Consider the following 19,195-nt stretch of genomic DNA (forward strand, 5'->3'; position numbering starts at 1 on the left):
CTAGTAATGCGAAAACAATGTTCTCGTATGTTTTTCATTATATTATAAATTATAAAAACAAAAAAAATAAATCTCAAAAAGAATAATAATCAATAATTAACCAGAGTTACAAATTGTTTTCATGTTTAGCTATTTTAAAGTTTAAAACAATAATTTTTCACATCACAAAATTACATATAAAAAAGCAAAACATAGTTTCAAATATTACCAGTTTATATCATGTATGTTACATTAGATGTTACGAATGTTACAAAAACTATCATGTTTGTAACATTAACAGTATACAATATATGGTATGGCCATTTTTCATTGTTACAACCACATAATTCGTAACTATATGAAACATTCTATAGTAGCGTTGGAACTTATTAAACAAAAGCAAAAATCATAAATGTATTGATTGTAAAATATTATTTCACATTGATTCCTACAAAAAGCCGTACTGCTATTTATTAAACATTACATATATTTCAACGTATATTACATACATTATATTTACTCTGAATATTATTTCATGGGAAAAACAAATTAAATTACCTTTGTTCTGTTTACTAAACTTAATCTCATGAAAAAACATTTATTATCTATGGCGCTATTTCTTGCCATATCATCATTGCATGCTCAAAATTTACCTCACTGGATTAAACAGGGAACAGCCACACAGCTGGTAGTAGACGACAAACCTATGTTACTTCTTGCCGGAGAACTTGGAAATTCGTCAGCATCATCCATCGAAGACATTGAAAACATTTTCCCCAGACTGAAACGTATCGGGCTGAACACCGTACTGGTTCCTGCCTATTGGGACCTTATAGAACAGGAAGAAGGTAAATTTGACTTTTCGCTAATAGACAAGACCATAGCCGAAGCCAGAAAACACGATATGAAAGTTGTTTTCCTATGGTTCGGAGCATGGAAAAACTCAATGAGTTGTTATGCACCGTTATGGTTCAAGAGTGATTACAAAAAATACCCACGCTGCTATACAGAAAGCGGAAAACCAGTCGAAATTGCCAGTCCTTTTTCTGATAATGTATTCGAAGCAGACTCAAAAGCTTTCGTAAAACTGATGGGACACATCAAGGAAGTGGACGAAAAAGAGAACACCGTTATAATGGTGCAGGTAGAAAATGAAATAGGAATGCTGGAAAGTGCAAGAGACCACTCGAAAACAGCAAACAAGCTATTCAATTCTGCCATTCCCGAAGAATTGACACAATACATTAAAAAGAACAAATCCTCTCTCCACCCTTGGCTAAAAGAGAAATGGACAAATGCAGGTGGCAAAACTACCGGAACATGGGAAGAGGTTTTCGGAAAAGATATCTACACAGATGAGATTTTCATGGCATGGCAATATGCTGCATACGTAGAGAAGATGATTAAAAAAGGAAGAGAAGTATATAATCTGCCTATGTATGTAAATGCTGCCATGAACAGCAGAAACAGAAAACCGGGCGAATATCCTTCTGCCGGTCCGCTGGCACACCTTATAGATATATGGAAATGTGCAGCCCCAGGTATCGACCTTCTTGCTCCGGACTTGTACGACAAAGGATTCGTCGACTGGGTTTCACAATATAAACTACACAACAACCCTCTTTTCATACCGGAAATCAAGCTTGAGGCTAACGACGGCGTACGCGCATTCTACGTGTTCGGACAGCATGATGCCATAGGCTTCAGTCCTTTCTCTATCGAGGATGCACCGGATGATGGCGAATTCAAGCTTACAAAAGGATACAAGACATTGGAAGAGCTAATGCCGGTAATCACTAAATATCAGGGAAAAGATATGATGAAAGGTATCCTGTTTGACCAGGAAAACAAAACCCGGGACATTGAATGGGACGGTATGACACTGCAATGCAAGCATTTCTTCACCCTGCCTTGGGACCCTCGTGCCACAGACGGAAGCACTTGGCCTGAAGGTGGCGGACTGATTATAAGACTGAACAAGTATGAGTACATTGTGGCAGGAAGCGGTATAGTAATAGAATTCAAAGACCCTGATGAGCTGAAAGGTTCTGTTCAGAAAAAGCTTGGCGAAGACGGATTTGTGGCTGCCGGCAGCAACTCTACTCCTTCTGCAGAAGCATGGTATGCCAAGAAACGTATTGGTATCGGTTCAGTGGACGAGGTTAGCATAGACCAGAACGGAGAAATGAAATATCTACGCAGGCTGAATGGCGACCAGGATCACCAAGGCAGACACGTCAGAATTGGGGTGGACGATTTCAGTATATTGCACATAAAACTGTACGAGTATAAATAACCTGACACTTCACTTAAAACGCCTTGACATTTTGGTTAAAACGACAGCTCGTTTTTCCTAAAACGTCAAGGCGTTTTCCGTTATCGGGTAATCCATAGTTCTGGATTAAGCTTTTCCTTCTCTTTTCGCAACTGGAAATGCAGGACAGTATTGCCGTCTGCATCAGTTTTTATTTGTCCAAGGACATCGCGTGCTTTAAGCTGACTACCTTGTTTTACTATAACAGACTCAAGATTACAGTACACAGAAATGTAACTTCCGTGACGCACAAGGACATTTGCCAGACCATTATATTGGAATACAGCCGTCACCTCTCCGTCGTAGATGGTTCTCGCCATTGCACCCGGCTTTGCCTTTATATCTATTCCTTTATTATCCAGACGGACATTCCGTAACCCCTCAACCTGATACTGACCATAACGGCCTACTATTACATAAGGGCCCGTTACAGGAATAGGAAGCCGTCCTTTATTACGTTCGAAAGTACCTGAAAGCTTTCTGTCAGAATCGTCTATACTGTATTCTTCCATCTTTTCCGTCGGTTTCTTCACCTCACTACCCGACTGTTTCTTTGCCTGTTCTTTCCTGCGGCGTTCCTCTTCAGCCCTCTTACGTGCAGCTTCTATCTCTATAGCTATCAACCGGTCTATCTCGGCATTCAGCTTATTGGCTGCTTTTCGCTGTTTCTCCAACTCTTTTTTAAGCTGCCTTTGTTTGTTCTGCATGGACGACAGCATTTTTTTTCTTTCTGCTTCCTGAAGTTCCAGTTTTTTCTTCTCGCTCTCCTGATGTTTCAGTAACGCAACTTTTGCTTCGTATGATTCCTCTGTAACCTTTTTCTTTGCTTCTATTTCCGATAGTTTCGATTTTATTTCCTCACCTTTAAGACGCTGAAAATCCGCATATTGCCTGACATAACGCAAACGTCTGTACATCTGGCTCAAATTATCGGCAGAAAAAATGAACATAAGTTTCTCCTGTATAGTGCTGTTACGGTGGAGATACTTCAGAGATTTTTCATATCGTTCACGTTTCAACTGTAGGTCAGTATCCAATACTTTCAGTTCATTTTCCAGACGGTTTATCTCCTGCTGTATGGCATTCACATCTTTCTGGATAGAGGAAAGATAACGGCGACGTTCGTCTATCTGCCCCGTAATAAGTGCCAGATTGTCCAATTGGCTTTTTACATCCTTTCCTGTAGAGCGCAGCAGGGTTTCCGATTCACTTATTCGCTGATGGAGTTCGTTACGTTCTTTCTCCAGCTGTCGTATTTTGGGTGTAGACTGGGCACACACACACTGAACCGACAGTGTGCAAAGCATGAATAATATGAATCTTATTTGAGTGTACATAATAGTTTACTGCTTTATAAACAACTTCAACAGTTCCTGCAATGACATTTTTCTGTATTTTGACGAAAGTTCGGTACTTGCATCCCAATTCGAATCCTCGCCCATACGCGACAGTTTCATCTTCAATGAATATTTCTTGTCGGTACCTTCAGGAAACATTTCTATTTTCTGGGGAAACACATCACGACCCAGCATGACAAAATCATCGTATTGACAATGAAGAGAATAAGGCAAATTCTTAAGTGATATTACGGTTTCCTCCAAGCGCCCGTCGGTAGCAGATGTAAAGAAACTGTATCCTATACGTTTAGTGCCCTTCACCTGTAGTTGTGCGCGGTTGTCCGAAGGAGTTAGCGAAAACTTCCCGGCATCGGACAATGAAAGTTTCTCTTTGCCAGGCAGGAATATTTCGTTAAGTATAAGCGACTGCAGAATATTGAAATCAAGTTCGGTATTGAGCAAATTGCTTATTTCGGCAAAGCCCAATTCCACATACCTTTTATTCATCCTGTCCACAGCCAATATTTTCTGAGGAGTAATATCAATGCGAGCCACCTCTATGCCTAAAAAAGGAGCAACACTGATGCGGATAATCTCTCCTCGGCGTATACGGAGGCTGGCGTTGACACTGAGTGGCGATGACGATCCTGTAAAAAGTTCTATGCCTGCACGAGCCGTCAGATTATCACGTGCAGGTGTCCATTCTATTACCTTCTCCATATATTCCGTACCGGAGAGTCCTCCTATCATCGTATTACGTAAGGAGTTCCTCGATGTGGAACATGAAGACAGGACCAATGCCAGAAGGATTATGTATTTGATGTGTCTCATATAATCTGTTATTCTATATACTTACGTAGAGCAATTTTTTGCTTCAGCCTTTTTATTTCCTTTTCCGGACGTGGAGTTGAACCTTCTTCGGGCGAGGGCTCTAGTGTAAGCGCTTTCTTCCAAAGTTCAAGTGCCTTTTCCTTTTCTCCCAGTTTGAAATAAATATCGCCACAATGTTCCACTATAACCTGACTACTGTCTCCTCCGTTTTCCATTGCCTGCTCTATGTATATGCGTGCTTCGGTATATCTTCCTTTCTCAAACAATATCCAGGCATATGTATCAAGATAAGTTGAATTCTCCGGCTCAGCCTTCACTGTTATAAAACTCATTTCTTCAGCCTTATCAAGGTTTACACGTTCCACAGAAAGATAGTATGCATAATTGTTCAGCGTATTGATGTTTTTAGGGTTATACACCAACGAAGAATCATATGCAGCATATGCTTCGGCCTTCATCTCACGCGAGTGGTAAAGATCGCCCAGAATAGAATAAAAATCCGAAGCAATACCTTTATCGCTTTTCTCGTTTATCTGCTGCACTCCCTTCTTGAATACATCCAGAGCCTCATCTGTCTGATCTTTCTGGTAATGCGCAAGTCCCAGATAATAATAGAACTCCATAGCGTCAGGGGTATATATCAAAGCTGGAGTGGCAACACGAATTACTTCGTCAAGATTATTGTCGCGTATGGCATAACTAAGAAGCTGTAGTCTTGCAGGCTTGTTTTCCGGGTCCAGACTCAATACCTTATTCAGTACAGGAACCGATTCTTTTTCCATCTTCTTGGTTATAAGATATTGTGCATAAAGCATCGGAATATCTGCATTAGGCTGTTTCTTCGTTAGTATGGTATCGAACAAGCGGATAATTTTAGTGCTGTCTCTGTCTGTCTGTTCCGATTTCAATATCAACTGACGCATGAAATCAAGTTTCAGTTTTGTATCGACATTCATATTCACAAGGATGGAATCAAGCTGAATATTATACAGACTGTCCTGTCCGGTTTTCTGATAATATGATGCCATTGAAACCATAGCCGGAGCATAATCCGGTTCTTCCTTAAGAATGTCCTGATACACTTTGAGAGCTTCCTCGTTACGTCCGTTACTGAGATAGACATCTCCAAGCACAGTCCTGTAACGCATGTCATAAGGATATTCGTCTACCAAAGCCTGTATTTCGCTGAATGCTTTCTCCATATCGTCAAGTTGCAGATATGCCCTGAACTTTTCCATACTTACCTGTTCGGACTTACCGTCCAACTCTTCAATACGGTTGAGAGTAGTAACCAGGCTGTCATAGCTTTTTGTACGGTTATACAGGTCGGCCAGAGAAAGCAAAGGTTCAAGACGTGACGGAAATATCTGGGCCATATCTTCGTAGACAGATATAGCCTTCAGCCAGTTTTGTTTGGACTGATAATAGGATGCCAATGTCTGCTTATACCAAAAGTTGGTATCGTCCGAACGTACTGCCTGCTTCAGAGCTTCCTCTCCTTTCGATTCCTGCCCGAGGAACATATAAAACTGTGATATCTCGTACAATACTGCTGCCGACTGCGGATATATGTCAAGACAGTGACTGTAAAGCTGAAAGGCGGCATCATATTCACCTTTTTGCTTCATGCGGACAGCCTCGAGAAAATAATAATCGAATTTACGGCGTTGCTCGTATGTCAAAGGATCAACTAATTCTGTTGCATTTTTATCGTTTGCCATTCTCTTGTACTTCAATGTTCCGCAAGACGACAGCAACAGAATTACTATTATAAATATATAAGGCATTTTTAAATTTGTTAGTTGTTATTTCTTACCACTATGACCGAAACCTCCTGCGCCACGTTCGGTTTCGTCCAATGTTTCAACTTCTTCCCATTCAGCCTGTTCATGACGGGCAATAACCATTTGTGCTACGCGTTCACCATCCTCAATCACAAAAGGTTCGTTGGACAAATTTACAAGGATAATGCATATTTCGCCTCTATAATCGGCATCTATAGTACCCGGACTGTTCAAAACTGTTATCCCCTTCTTTATGGCAAGTCCGCTACGTGGACGCACCTGAGCCTCATAACCTGCCGGCAGTGCCATATACAGTCCGGTGGGAACCAGACAACGCTGCAATGGCTGTAAAGTTATTGGAGATTCTATATTGGCACGAAGATCGAGTCCTGCTGAAAGAGGAGTTGCATACTGTGGCAACTGGTGTTTTGACTTATTGATAATTCTAATTTTCATACAGATAAACTTTTTTACGTCACAAAGTAAATAGAAATATTTTATTTCTCAAAATCAAACGGCAGGCAGGCTGTTACCATTAATTTTTCTATACAAATCAAGCGCATATACATCCGTCATTCCGGATATATAATCAAGGACTGCTATAATCTTTCCATACAATGTTGGCGCTGCCATATCATACTGTGCAGACACTCTGTTGATTAGAAGATGCGAATATGCCTTTTCCGGATATCGCACTGCTTCAATCATAAGGTCCGTAAGAGTGGAAATAACCTGATAACCGGCCAGTTCTATATCTACCACATCTTTAGAACAATATATACGGCTGTAGGCTGTATGTGAACACGCCTCATACGCTTTTCGCACATGCTCGTTCATATGATTTATCAAAGGACCATTAAATGTTCCCGCCAGTATGCTTTCTTCATTCTCGACAAACACACGCGTGCATTCCTTTATCAGTATACCTATGGCTGTGCTGCGAAGATAAGCTATCTGTTCGTTTGTATCTGTAACCATCGAACATATCATATCAGTGCGTTCAAGTCTTTCCTTACTCAGAAATCCTCTATACAACTGTTTAGTCTCTTCAGACGTAAGTATTTTCAGCTTGTGAGCATCCTCTATGTCCATCATCTGATAGCATATATCGTCGGCAGCCTCTACCAGATACACCAAAGGATAACGTGCATATCTTACGGGCTCTCCATCGTTGCTCAATCTGATTATACCAAGTTCATCTGCTATTTTTCTATAAGACTCTTCCTCAGTCAGAAAGAAACCGAATTTCTGTTTTTTCCCCGCCAAAGTGGAAGAATAAGGATATTTCACAATTGAGGCTAAAGTGGAATATGTCATGACAAAACCTCCCTGACGACGTCCTTTGAACTGGTGAGTGAGCAGACGGAATGCATTCGCATTTCCTTCGAAATGTATAATGTCATTCCATTCTTCGTCCGTAAGCAGGTCTTTAAGTTTCTGCCCTTTCCCTTCGGAAAAATATGTACCGATGGCTTTTTCGCCGGAATGTCCGAAAGGCGGATTACCCAAATCATGGGCAAGACACGCAGCCGAAACAATGGAGCCTATCTCGCTCAAATGGGTATCGGCAAGCTCCGGATGTCCGGCTATGAGTTGCTGTGCCACCTCATTTCCTAAAGAGCGCCCTACGCACGACACTTCAAGACTGTGCGTCAGACGATTATGAACAAAGATGCTTCCCGGTAACGGAAAAACCTGAGTCTTGTTCTGCAAGCGACGGAACGGAGCAGAAAATATAAGCCGGTCATAATCACGCTGAAACTCGGTCCTGTCATCTTTCCTTAACTCATGCAGATGCTCCAGACCGAACCTTTTATTTGAAATTAGTTGTTGCCAATTCATGATATTCAGTATTTAACATTGCAAAGATAAAATAATGTTTCCCAATATTCAACTTTTTGATTGTCAAGTAAAGACGTACCAAAACAACAAAGGGTGAAGAATTATCTCATCTCCACCCTTTATCATAACTCATAAATATATTATCAGCTTACTACAGGATTTGCACCAGAAGTAAGTTTTAATGCTTCCGGATGTTCCTTTATGTAAGACTCTATATGGCGTACACGCTTCTCCTCCAATATTTCATCCACCGCAATAAGTATTCCGGTTTCTTCTACATCGCCGAAACCATAATTAATGGCTGTACCGAACATACGCATTGTAGGCGAAAGGCTCATATAAGCATTTACCAATGGAGGAATATTATATCCCAACTTACGCACCTCTGTATTCAGGATTTTATAATCTTCCTTGAATGTATTGCAGCAGAACAGTTTCTCAAGCTGTTTCACGTCTGTCTCTATCTCCAGCGGCTGTACAGGAGTAATCAAGGCATCAGGATCGCTGAAATGTTTATTCAGAAAATAAAGAATCATATCGCGTCCATAACGATTGTAGCTTGGATACATAGTCATCTTACCGAAATAGTATTTCATTTTAGGATTTATCACAGTAAGAGCTCCTAAACCGTCCCAAAGATTGTCAAGAGCAAAAAGCCCCTTAGAGCCGGCACGGCTGGACTGGTATTCCAAAGTAACAAACGAACGGCCTAATTCAACCGTATACGGCAAATATTCCTTCAAGAACTTCTCAGAGAAATTAAACATATGAGCCGTAGCCAATACAGGCTTGCCATGCTCATCGAATTCCACTTCATCACCAAAGAGATAACGATATCCTCCCAGAATTTCTTCTGCGTCAGGATTCCATACCACCAACTGCTTGTATGGGTTCTCCATCAAATCATATTCATCCAAATCCAACGATTTTCCAGTTCCTCCCCCTGCTTCGCGAAAAGCAATCTCACGCAGACGACCAATCTCCTTCAACACGTTAGGAGAGTCTTTCCAAGTAACTATGTATATCTCATTGTTACTCTTATTAGTAAATCTTAATCGCTTGTCTTCTGTCAATTCCGATTTCAATATTTCCTTATCAATCGGAGCAATAATATCTTCCATATATCTTCTATCTTGTTATTTTCTTTGTGAACTATAATTTATAGACCAAATCACGCACATATTCTGCCCACCCGGCATGAGAACGTGACTTATCGAATGTCTGCCAAGGAATTGGCTTTCCAAATGTTATTTTAAATGTTTTATGTCTGTTCTTATACATTTCGTCAGCCAGATACAGCATTGCAATATTGAATTTTATGCCCAGAAACTTACATATATTGGCCAGGTTATAAAAGAAGTCCGAGTTTCTTCCTTCGAAATGAACAGGCACTACATCACGATGAGTCTCAATACTTTTGGATATAAAAGTTTTTTTCCACTCCAAATCCTTTATAACTCCTTTGTTCCTTCTGGAGCACAAACCTGCAGGAAACATTATAATATGCTGGTCCGACCTGAAACCGGCTTCTACCATTCTTGGGAAATCACGCGACTGTGAACCTGTCTTGTTTATCGGAATACAAAGAGGAGCGAGGCCATGAAGGTTCATGAGCAAATCGTTGACCAGATATTTTATTTTCCCATTATAATGTTTACCCAATACATATCCTAGAGCAATACCATCCTGTCCTCCCAAAGGATGATTTGAAACAAACGTACATAACCCTGAAGACGGAAGATTCTCCAATCCCTCAACTTCCAGCTTGATATCCAGATATTCCATACAAGCTTCAAGGAAATCAACACCTGTCTTATCGGCAACACTGGTCAGAAAGCTGTTTATCTCTTCCTGATGTACTATACGCTTAAGGTAAGAAACAAGGAAACGAGGAATACGACGAGCTTTCTTGCCTGCCTTATCCTTTAAAATCTTATCAATATCAATCAGAAAAACAGAATTGTCTGACATATACTTTATTGTTTTTTCGGGTTATTCAGCGCAAAAATAGTGTATCTTTTGCAAAAAGTTACATTTTAAGGGAAAAATTACGCAATAATATACTAAAAAATATGCAATTACCGTTTTTAGGATATATATTTTACATTTGTTTTAAACAATCAACGTTTAAATAATTCATAGCCCTGCCTGTTGATAACTTTTGGAAAGATTTTCATTTCTTCATAGCACTTTTCTGTAAAGAAATTTATAATTTTACGCCTAATTTGGATAATAAGGTATAAAACATAAAAAAACAACACTTATGGACGATGTAAAACAGACTTACCATATACCTGTTCTGCTGGATGAAAGCATAAACGGACTTAACTTGAAAAAAGGAGGGGTTTATGTGGACGTTACATTTGGCGGAGGCGGACATTCAAAAGAAATCCTGAAGAGGATGGACAAAAGCTGTAAGCTCTACAGCTTCGACCAAGATGAGGATGCTGAGAATAACATCGTAAAAGACAAGAGATTCACTTTCGTAAGAAGCAATTTCAGATATCTGAAGAATTTCCTAAGATATTACGGGATTACAGAGGTAGACGGCATATTGGCAGATCTGGGAGTTTCATCACATCATTTTGACGATTCGGAAAGAGGCTTTTCTTTCAGATTCGACGGCAAACTGGATATGAGAATGAACAAAAGAGCCGGAACAACTGCTGCTGACATAGTGAATAATTATGACGAAGAAAGACTTGCTGATATTTTCTATCTGTATGGCGAACTGAAAAACAGCAGAAAGCTGGCATCTACTATCGTAAAAAGAAGAACAATAAAACAATTTGATACAATTGGCGATTTCCTTGAAGTAGTAAAGCCGCTATATGGAAAGGAAAGAGAAAAAAAAGAGCTTGCAAAAGTGTTCCAGGCCTTAAGAATTGAAGTAAACCAGGAAATGGAGGCACTGAAAGAAATGCTTGTCTCTGCTTCAGAGATTCTAAAACCGGGAGGACGGCTTTCGGTTATCACATATCATTCACTTGAGGACAGAATGGTGAAAAACATGATGAAAACAGGAAATATAGAAGGAAAATCGGAACAGGATTTTTTCGGAAACGTAAAGACACCGTTCAAGATTATAAACAATAAAGTGATAGTACCGAGTGATGAGGAAATAGAAACAAATCCAAGGTCAAGAAGTGCGAAGTTAAGAATAGCTGAAAAGAAATAATTGCTGGCAATATGGGTAACAAGGATAATTTAAAAAATGAACAAAAAAACTCCGGAATCACATGGAAGAGTATTCTAGGTGGTGACATTCTGGCCCATGACTTTTTCAGAAGACAGATAAACCTGTTATGTCTGATAGTAGTGCTTACTATAGTTTATATCGACAACAGATATTCTAGCCAAAGAGAAATGATAGAGATTGACAAGCTGAAAAAGGAACTTACAGACATAAAATATGACGCATTGACAATTTCATCTGAACTGACAGAGAAAAGCAGACAGTCAAGAATAGAGACATATATTTCAGAAAAAGGAACTCCACTTGAAACTTCTGCCAAACCACCATATTTGATAAAGGAGGACTATTGATGATACCGGGACATAAGAACATAACTTTAAGATATACCTTTTTCGTTCTCATTATGGCTCTTCTGGCCATTGCAGTAATCGTGAAGGCTGGTATTATCATGTTTGCCGAAAGACAATACTGGAAAGACGTAGCAGACAGATTTGTAAGAGAAAATGTCATAGTTTTTCCTACAAGAGGTAACATTATTTCTGCCGACGGTAAGCTGATGGCCAGCAGTCTACCTGAATTCAGAATATATATGGATTTTAAGGCTGGTGGCGTAAAGAAAGATACAATGCTGATGAACCATCTGCAGGAAATATGCGAAGGGCTTCACAGAATCTTTCCGGACAAAAGTGCAGCTGAGTTCAGAAAAACGATTTTAAGGGGCAGAAAACTGGGAAGCAGGAATTATCTGCTTTATCCGAACAGAATTTCATACATAGAATATAAGGAAGTAAAAAAGCTACCAGTATTCTCACTTAACAGGTACAGTAGCGGACTTCACGAACTGGCATATAATCAAAGAAAAAAACCTTTCGGTTCGCTTGCAATGAGAACTTTAGGGGACTTATATCCCGACACTGCTTTAGGAGCCAAAAACGGACTTGAATTGACATACGACAAATACCTTAAAGGTGAAGTGGGAATAACACACCGACAGAAGGTAAGGAATATGTACCTGAACATTGTAGACAAGGCACCGGTAGACGGATGTGATCTTATTACCACCATAGACGTGGATATGCAGGACATTGCAGAAAAAGCTTTAGTAGACCAATTGACCAGTCTTCAAGCTGAAGCCGGGGTTGCCATAGTAATGGAAGTAAAGACCGGGGACGTGAAAGCCAACGTCAACATGACGCGAGCCGGAGACGGGAAATATTACGAGATGAGAAATCTGGCGGTAAGTAACCTTATGGAACCCGGGTCCACATTCAAGACTGCATCTATAATGGTGGCAATGGAGGATGGATATATAACCCCTGATTACGAAGTTGACACGGAACAGGGTATAGTAAATATGCATGGTAGCAAAATGAGGGACTGGAACTGGTATAAAGGAGGATATGGTGTAATTGATGTTACCAAAATACTCGAAGTTTCATCAAACATTGGTGTGTCAAAGATAATTGACAAGTTCTATGGTGACAATCCTCAGAAGTTTATTGATGGAATAAAAAGAATGAGTATTGACACTCCTTTAAATCTTGGATTTATAGGTGAAGCAAGTCCTAGAATATTAGGACCGAAAGAAAGATATTTTGCCAAAACCACCCTACCCTGGATGAGTATAGGTTATGAGACACAGATACCTCCTATTTATATTCTTAACTTCTATAATGCAATAGCAAACGATGGCAAAATGGTCAAGCCACGATTTGTAAAAGCTATAACAAGAGAAGGAAATGTAATAAAAGATTTTCCTGTCGAAACAATAAACGACCAGATTTGCTCTGACAATACACTGAGTCAAATAAGAATGATACTGAAAAGTGTTGTTACCAACGGATTGGCCAAACCAGCTGGAAGCAAGCTGTTCAGCGTATCAGGTAAAACAGGTACTGCACAGATTTCTCAAGGAAAAGCCGGATACAAAAGCGGAGGAACCAAACACTTGGTAAGTTTTTGCGGATACTTCCCTTCAGACAATCCTATGTATAGTTGTTACGTAGCGATACAGGCACCTAAAGCAAGTCCATCAGGAGGTGTTCAGGCCGGTAGTGTATTCAGTAAAATAGCAGAGCGAGTTTATGCCAAGCATCTGTTTTTTGATTTGGAACAGGCCAAGGATTCTACATCTGTTATGATTCCTGATACCAAAAACGGCAATGTAAAGCAAACGACATTCATTCTGGATGAACTTGGAGTAAATTATAATGACCTTGGAAGTGAGATAAAATGGTGTAAGGCTGCCGGTGAGACGAATGACGTGCGACTGAACGAATTGAACATTAAAGAGAAGCTCGTTCCAAACGTCAGAGGCATGGGAGCTAAAGATGCCGTATTCCTACTAGAAGAGAAAGGACTGAGAGTGAGACTGAATGGAATGGGAAGAGTGGTATCGCAAAGCATAACCCCAGGAAGCACTGTCAGAAAAGGACAAACCATAACATTGACTTTAAAACATTAAAGAACAATATAATAAAGAATAACAGATATGATTCTAAAAGAACTACTAAAGCTTGCCGGGAAATATGAAATTTACGGTAATGAAGAAATAGAAGTAAAAGGAATTGAAATAGATTCCAGAAATATAAAGGAAGACTATGCATTCATAGCAATAAAAGGTACACAGGCCGACGGACATAATTATATAGAAAAAGCGACCGAACTGGGAGCTACAACCATAATATGTGAAAATCTACCTGAAAAGTTGAATAAAGAAGTAACATACGTCGTTGTAAACAATACAGAAGACATTGTAGGGAAAATAGCAACAACTTTCTACGGTAATCCTACAGAAAAGCTTGATTTGGTTGGAGTGACCGGCACAAACGGAAAAACTACAATTGCTACTTTACTGTATGACATGTTCAGAAGCTTTGGATATAAAGTGGGATTGATTTCAACAGTATGTAATTATGTTGACGGTGAAGCTATCCCTACAGAGCATACTACTCCAGACCCTATTACGCTAAACAGATTATTGGGAAGAATGGCAGACGAGGGATGCAAATATGCCTTTATGGAAGTCAGCTCCCACTCTGTAGCACAAAAGAGAATCGGGGGACTTAAATTTGCCGGTGGAATATTTACGAATCTGACAAGAGACCACCTTGATTATCATAAAACCGTTGAGAATTACCTTAAGGCAAAGAAAGCTTTCTTCGACGAATTGCCAAAAACGGCTTTTGCACTGACTAATGCCGATGATAAAAACGGTATGGTAATGGTGCAGAACACAAAAGCCAAAGTTGCTACATATTCATTAAGGACTATGGCCGATTTCAAAGGTAAAGTTCTTGAGGACGGTTTTGAAGGAATGCTTATGGATATAAACAATACTGAAGTTAATGTTCAGTTTATTGGAAAATTCAACGCTTATAATCTGCTTGCTGTTTACGGTGCCGCTAATCTATTGGGTAAAAAGCCTGAAGAGATTTTACTTCAGTTAAGCACATTGAGACCTGTAAACGGACGTTTTGATTCAGTACGTTCGCCTAAAGGATATACCGCAATAGTAGATTATGCACATACACCTGATGCTTTAGTAAACGTATTGAATGCAATACACGATGTGCTGAAAGGTAGAGGCAATGTAATTACAGTGGTAGGCGCCGGAGGAAATAGAGATAAAGGCAAAAGACCTATTATGGCACAAGAGTCTGTAAAACAAAGTGATAGAGTTATAATAACATCGGACAATCCACGATTTGAGGAGCCACAGGATATTATAAACGATATGCTGGCAGGACTTAATAAAGAAGAGATGAAAAAAGTCCTGGCTATAACAGACAGAAAGGAAGCAATACGTACAGCATGTATGTTGGCCCAACAAGGAGACGTGGTATTAATAGCCGGTAAAGGTCACGAGAATTATCAGGACATTAAAGGAGTAAAATATCACTTCGATGACAAAGAAATAGTAAAAGAAATTTTCAGCAACGAATAAAGAGGAATAAAATGTTATATTATCTTTTCAACTATCTGGAACAGTTTGATTTCCCGGGTGCAAGAATGTTTGGGTATGTTTCATTCCGTGCACTGATAGCTGTTATACTGTCATTACTGATTTCGTCAATATTCGGAGAGTATTTTATAAACAAGCTAAAAAAGAAACAAATTACAGAGACACAGAGAGATGCATCAATTGACCCCTTCAATGTAAACAAAAAAGGGGTGCCTACAATGGGAGGTATTATTATTATAGTAGCAATACTTATTCCATGTCTGCTTATAGGAAAATTACACAATGTGTACATGATATTGATGCTCATAACTACTATATGGCTTGGAACCTTGGGCTTCCTGGATGACTACATAAAAGTATTCAAGAAAGACAAGGAAGGACTGCATGGCAAGTTCAAAATCATAGGTCAGGTAGGACTGGGATTTATTGTAGGCCTAACCCTATATCTAAGTCCTGATGTCGTAATACGTGAAAATGTAGAGATACAGAGAAATGGTGAGGTGGTTGACGTAATACATAAGGCCCAGAATGAAAAATCAACAAAAACAACTATACCATTCTTCAAAAATAACAACCTTGACTATGCTGACTTTGTAGGTTTCATGGGCGAACATGCACAAACAGCAGGATGGATAGTATTCGTTATAATTACGATTTTTGTTGTGACAGCTGTATCCAACGGTGCCAACTTAAATGACGGTATGGATGGAATGGCTGCAGGGAACTCTGCCATAATAGGTGTTACACTAGGAATACTGGCGTATGTATCAAGTCATATAGAATATGCTTCGTATCTTAATATAATGTATATACCTGGAAGCGAAGAGCTGGTTATATTTATATGTGCATTCATTGGTGCCCTTATAGGATTCCTTTGGTATAACGCATTTCCGGCACAGGTATTCATGGGAGATACAGGAAGTTTAACCATAGGCGGAATAATTGCTGTTTTTGCTATTATTATACACAAAGAACTGCTTATACCTATTCTGTGTGGAGTATTTTTAGTGGAAAACCTTTCGGTAATACTGCAAGTAAAATATTTCCAGAGAGGTAAAAAGAAAGGTGTAAAGCAAAGGATTTTCAAACGCACGCCTATACATGACCACTTCAGGACAACAATAGCGCAACTGGATCCTAATTGTTCATACATATTTACAGGACCAAGCAACGTGTTCCATGAATCAAAGATAACAGTGAGGTTCTGGATAGTAACAATTGTTTTGGCAGCACTGACAATAATAACATTAAAGATAAGATAAAAACAGATTCATCATGGCAAAAAGAATTGTCATTTTAGGAGCCGGTGAAAGCGGAGCGGGAGCTGCCGTACTGGCAAAGAAACAAGGATTTGACACATTCGTATCGGATATGTCAATGATAAAGGACAAGTATAAGTATATGCTTGACAGCAAAGGTATAGAATGGGAAGAAGGAAAGCATACCGAAGAACTTATACTAAATGCGGACGAAGTTATCAAAAGCCCGGGAATACCTAATGATGCTCCTATGATCCTAAAGATCAAGGAAAAGAATATTCCTATTATCTCTGAAATAGAGTTCGCAGGAAGATACACAAATGCTAAAATGATATGTATAACAGGAAGCAATGGTAAGACTACTACTACCTCGCTTATTTATCATATTTTCAAGAAAGCAGGTATGAATGTGGGACTTGCAGGGAATATAGGTCAGAGTCTGGCATATCAGGTGGCGGAATGTAATTATGACTATTACGTTATAGAATTGAGCAGCTTCCAGCTGGACAATATGTATGATTTCCATGCAAACATAGCCGTACTGATGAATATCACTCCAGACCATCTTGACAGATATGAATACAAGATGCAGAACTATGTAGACGCTAAATTCAGAATCATACAAAACCAGACAGAGAATGATGCTTTCATTTTCTGGAATGATGATCCTGTGATACAGCGTGAACTTCATAAATACGGCATACATGGTCATTATTATCCTTTTGCCGAAACGAAAGAAGAAGGAACAGTGGCATATGTTCAGGAGAAAAGGATTTGTTTTACAGAACCTATTGCCTTTAACATGGAGCAGGAAGAATTAGCCCTAACCGGCAAACACAATCTGTTCAACTCAATGGCAGCAGGCCTTTCTGCAAATATTGCAGGCATAAAGAAGGAATGCATAAGAGAAGCACTAAACGACTTCAAAGGCGTAGAACACAGACTTGAAAAAGTAGCAAGAATAAAAGGAGTTGAATATATAAACGACTCAAAAGCAACTAATGTTAATTCATGCTGGTATGCACTGCAGAGCATGACAACAAAGACTGTTTTGATATTGGGAGGTAAAGACAAAGGTAATGACTATAATGAAATAGCAGACTTGGTAAGAGAGAAATGTAGCGGACTAATATTTATGGGACTCCACAATGAGAAACTGCATGATTTCTTCGATGGTTTTGGACTTCCTATAGCCGATGTACAGAGTATGGAAGATGCTGTGAATGAAGCATACAAGATGGCAAAAGACGGTGAGACTGTATTGCTGAGTCCTTGCTGTGCAAGTTTTGACCTGTTCAAGAGCTACGAAGACAGAGGTGAACAATTCAAGAAGTGTGTAAAAAAACTATAACCTGATATAAAGATGGATTTGCTAAAAAAACTTTTTAAAGGTGACAGGATAATATGGATTATATTCATGTTATTCTGCCTTATATCAATCATTGAGGTGTTTAGTGCTTCCAGCACACTCACTTTCAAGTCCGGTGATCACTGGCGACCGATTACATCTCATATGACACTAATCATGGCAGGTACCATCATAGTATTCTTTACACACCTGATGCCATGCAGATGGTTCAAAAAGCTAAATATGCTCTTACCTGTGTCATGGGGACTCCTTTTAGCCGTATTGATTAAGGGAGCTATGACAAACGGAGCAAGAAGATGGATTGACTTGGGCTTCTTCCAGTTCCAGCCCTCAGAAGTTGCTAAAATGGCATTGATAATATCTGTTGCCATAACATTGGCAAAGTTTCAGCAAGAAGACGGAACAGACAAGAAAGCATTTAAATATATAATGATATCGACAGGAATAACTGTACTGCTTATCGTTTCAGAAAACTTGTCTACAGCAGCACTGCTATGTGCGACAGTATTTGTTATGATGTTCATTGGAAGGGTTCCTATGAAGCAACTAGGTAAGTTGGTTGGTATTTGTGTGATATTTGGAGGAGTAATGCTCGCTTCCATAAAGTTCGTTCCGGACACTGCATGGGATGCGGTAGGATTGCATCGTCTGACGACATGGAAAAGTCGTCTGAACGACCATTTCAACCAGACACAGGTTCCGGCAGCAAAGTTTGATATCGACAATGATGCTCAGGTGGCTCATGCAAACATAGCAATTGCTACAAGCAACATTCTAGGGAAAGGTCCGGGAAACAGCGTACAAAGAGATTTCCTTTCACAGGCTTTTTCAGACTTTATATATGCCATCATTATTGAAGAACTTGGATTGGTAGGTGGTGCATTCGTAGCTTTACTGTATATTGTACTCCTGCTCAGAATAGGGAAAATAGCACGAGGATGTGATGAATCGTATTACGCATTACTGATTATCGGTATCGGAGTGTTACTTTCAATACAGGCTATGTTCAATATGCTGGTAGCTGTAGGAATAATACCGGTGACCGGTCAGCCATTGCCCCTCATCAGTAAAGGTGGAACTTCTATACTTATCAATTCTGTATATATAGGAATTATATTAAGTATAAGCCGACACGTATATGATATGCAAGCTAAAAAAGAAGAGGAAGAAGCTTTAAAAGAGGCCCAACTACATGATGCTGCAATATCAATACTCAAGAACGCGGCTCTGGAACTGGCAGAAAAAGACAATGAAGAAGAGAAAAAGGAAATTAATTAAACAATAAAGATACTGTCAGCTGAATAACAGGCATAAAAGAGA

Annotated in this window: 15 protein-coding genes; 8 read left to right on the top strand and 7 right to left on the bottom strand. The window is 39.5% G+C overall.

Annotated elements, in window-relative coordinates:
- Positions 1-565: 565 nt before the first annotated feature.
- A complete protein-coding gene (locus tag I6E11_RS01930) occupies positions 566-2,275 on the top strand; it encodes a GH35 family beta-galactosidase (RefSeq protein WP_235336139.1) in 1,710 nt (569 codons plus the stop codon).
- An 80-nt stretch (positions 2,276-2,355) separates the two neighbouring features.
- Here I6E11_RS01930 and I6E11_RS01935 read toward each other — a convergent pair whose 3' ends face one another.
- From I6E11_RS01935 to I6E11_RS01965, 7 genes are all read right to left on the bottom strand, one after another.
- Complete coding sequence (locus tag I6E11_RS01935) at positions 2,356-3,630, bottom strand: murein hydrolase activator EnvC family protein (protein ID WP_394800088.1); 1,275 nt, start codon at positions 3,628-3,630, stop codon at positions 2,356-2,358.
- 6 nt (positions 3,631-3,636) lie between these two features.
- On the bottom strand, positions 3,637-4,461 hold the full coding sequence (locus tag I6E11_RS01940) for a lipoprotein insertase outer membrane protein LolB1 (protein ID WP_235336140.1): 825 nt from the start codon (positions 4,459-4,461) through the stop codon (positions 3,637-3,639).
- 8 nt (positions 4,462-4,469) lie between these two features.
- On the bottom strand, positions 4,470-6,248 hold the full coding sequence (locus I6E11_RS01945) for a tetratricopeptide repeat protein (protein WP_235336141.1): 1,779 nt from the start codon (positions 6,246-6,248) through the stop codon (positions 4,470-4,472).
- 18 nt (positions 6,249-6,266) lie between these two features.
- Entirely contained in the window at positions 6,267-6,701 is a 435-nt protein-coding gene (dut, locus tag I6E11_RS01950; protein WP_235336142.1) for a dUTP diphosphatase, read from the bottom strand.
- 54 nt (positions 6,702-6,755) lie between these two features.
- The gene (locus I6E11_RS01955) at positions 6,756-8,087 is read right to left on the bottom strand and encodes a deoxyguanosinetriphosphate triphosphohydrolase (protein ID WP_235336143.1); all 1,332 of its coding nucleotides are present in this window, start codon (positions 8,085-8,087) and stop codon (positions 6,756-6,758) included.
- A 143-nt stretch (positions 8,088-8,230) separates the two neighbouring features.
- Positions 8,231-9,208 carry a glycine N(alpha)-acyltransferase GlsB gene (locus I6E11_RS01960; RefSeq protein ID WP_235336144.1) on the bottom strand — a complete coding sequence of 326 codons (978 nt, stop codon included), beginning with the start codon at positions 9,206-9,208 and terminating at the stop codon, positions 8,231-8,233.
- A 31-nt stretch (positions 9,209-9,239) separates the two neighbouring features.
- Complete coding sequence (locus I6E11_RS01965) at positions 9,240-10,058, bottom strand: lyso-glycine lipid O-acyltransferase GlsA (protein ID WP_235336146.1); 819 nt, start codon at positions 10,056-10,058, stop codon at positions 9,240-9,242.
- A 292-nt stretch (positions 10,059-10,350) separates the two neighbouring features.
- Here I6E11_RS01965 and rsmH point away from each other — a divergent pair, with 292 nt between their 5' ends.
- From rsmH to I6E11_RS02000, 7 genes are read left to right on the top strand one after another with little or no spacing between them, the layout of a single operon-like run.
- Complete coding sequence (gene rsmH / locus I6E11_RS01970) at positions 10,351-11,265, top strand: 16S rRNA (cytosine(1402)-N(4))-methyltransferase RsmH (protein WP_235336147.1); 915 nt, start codon at positions 10,351-10,353, stop codon at positions 11,263-11,265.
- An 11-nt stretch (positions 11,266-11,276) separates the two neighbouring features.
- Positions 11,277-11,633, top strand: coding sequence for an FtsL-like putative cell division protein (locus tag I6E11_RS01975; RefSeq protein ID WP_235336148.1), 357 nt, complete (start codon positions 11,277-11,279; stop codon positions 11,631-11,633).
- On the top strand, positions 11,633-13,747 hold the full coding sequence (locus I6E11_RS01980; protein WP_235336149.1) for a penicillin-binding protein: 2,115 nt from the start codon (positions 11,633-11,635) through the stop codon (positions 13,745-13,747). Before I6E11_RS01975 ends, I6E11_RS01980 begins: the two co-directional genes overlap by 1 nt.
- Before the next feature lie 27 nt (positions 13,748-13,774).
- Positions 13,775-15,229, top strand: a complete 1,455-nt coding sequence (locus I6E11_RS01985; RefSeq protein WP_235336150.1) for a UDP-N-acetylmuramoyl-L-alanyl-D-glutamate--2,6-diaminopimelate ligase — start codon at positions 13,775-13,777, stop codon at positions 15,227-15,229.
- Positions 15,230-15,240: 11 nt separating this feature from the next.
- Positions 15,241-16,509, top strand: a complete 1,269-nt coding sequence (locus I6E11_RS01990; protein ID WP_235336151.1) for a phospho-N-acetylmuramoyl-pentapeptide-transferase — start codon at positions 15,241-15,243, stop codon at positions 16,507-16,509.
- A 13-nt stretch (positions 16,510-16,522) separates the two neighbouring features.
- Entirely contained in the window at positions 16,523-17,857 is a 1,335-nt protein-coding gene (gene murD / locus I6E11_RS01995; RefSeq protein ID WP_235336153.1) for a UDP-N-acetylmuramoyl-L-alanine--D-glutamate ligase, read from the top strand.
- A gap of 12 nt (positions 17,858-17,869) precedes the next feature.
- Positions 17,870-19,153, top strand: coding sequence for an FtsW/RodA/SpoVE family cell cycle protein (locus I6E11_RS02000; protein WP_235336154.1), 1,284 nt, complete (start codon positions 17,870-17,872; stop codon positions 19,151-19,153).
- Positions 19,154-19,195 lie beyond the last annotated feature (42 nt).

Origin of the sequence: Bacteroides caecigallinarum, from assembly GCF_021531075.1 — a bacterium.
Taxonomy (GTDB): Bacteria; Bacteroidota; Bacteroidia; order Bacteroidales; family Bacteroidaceae; genus Phocaeicola; species Phocaeicola caecigallinarum_B.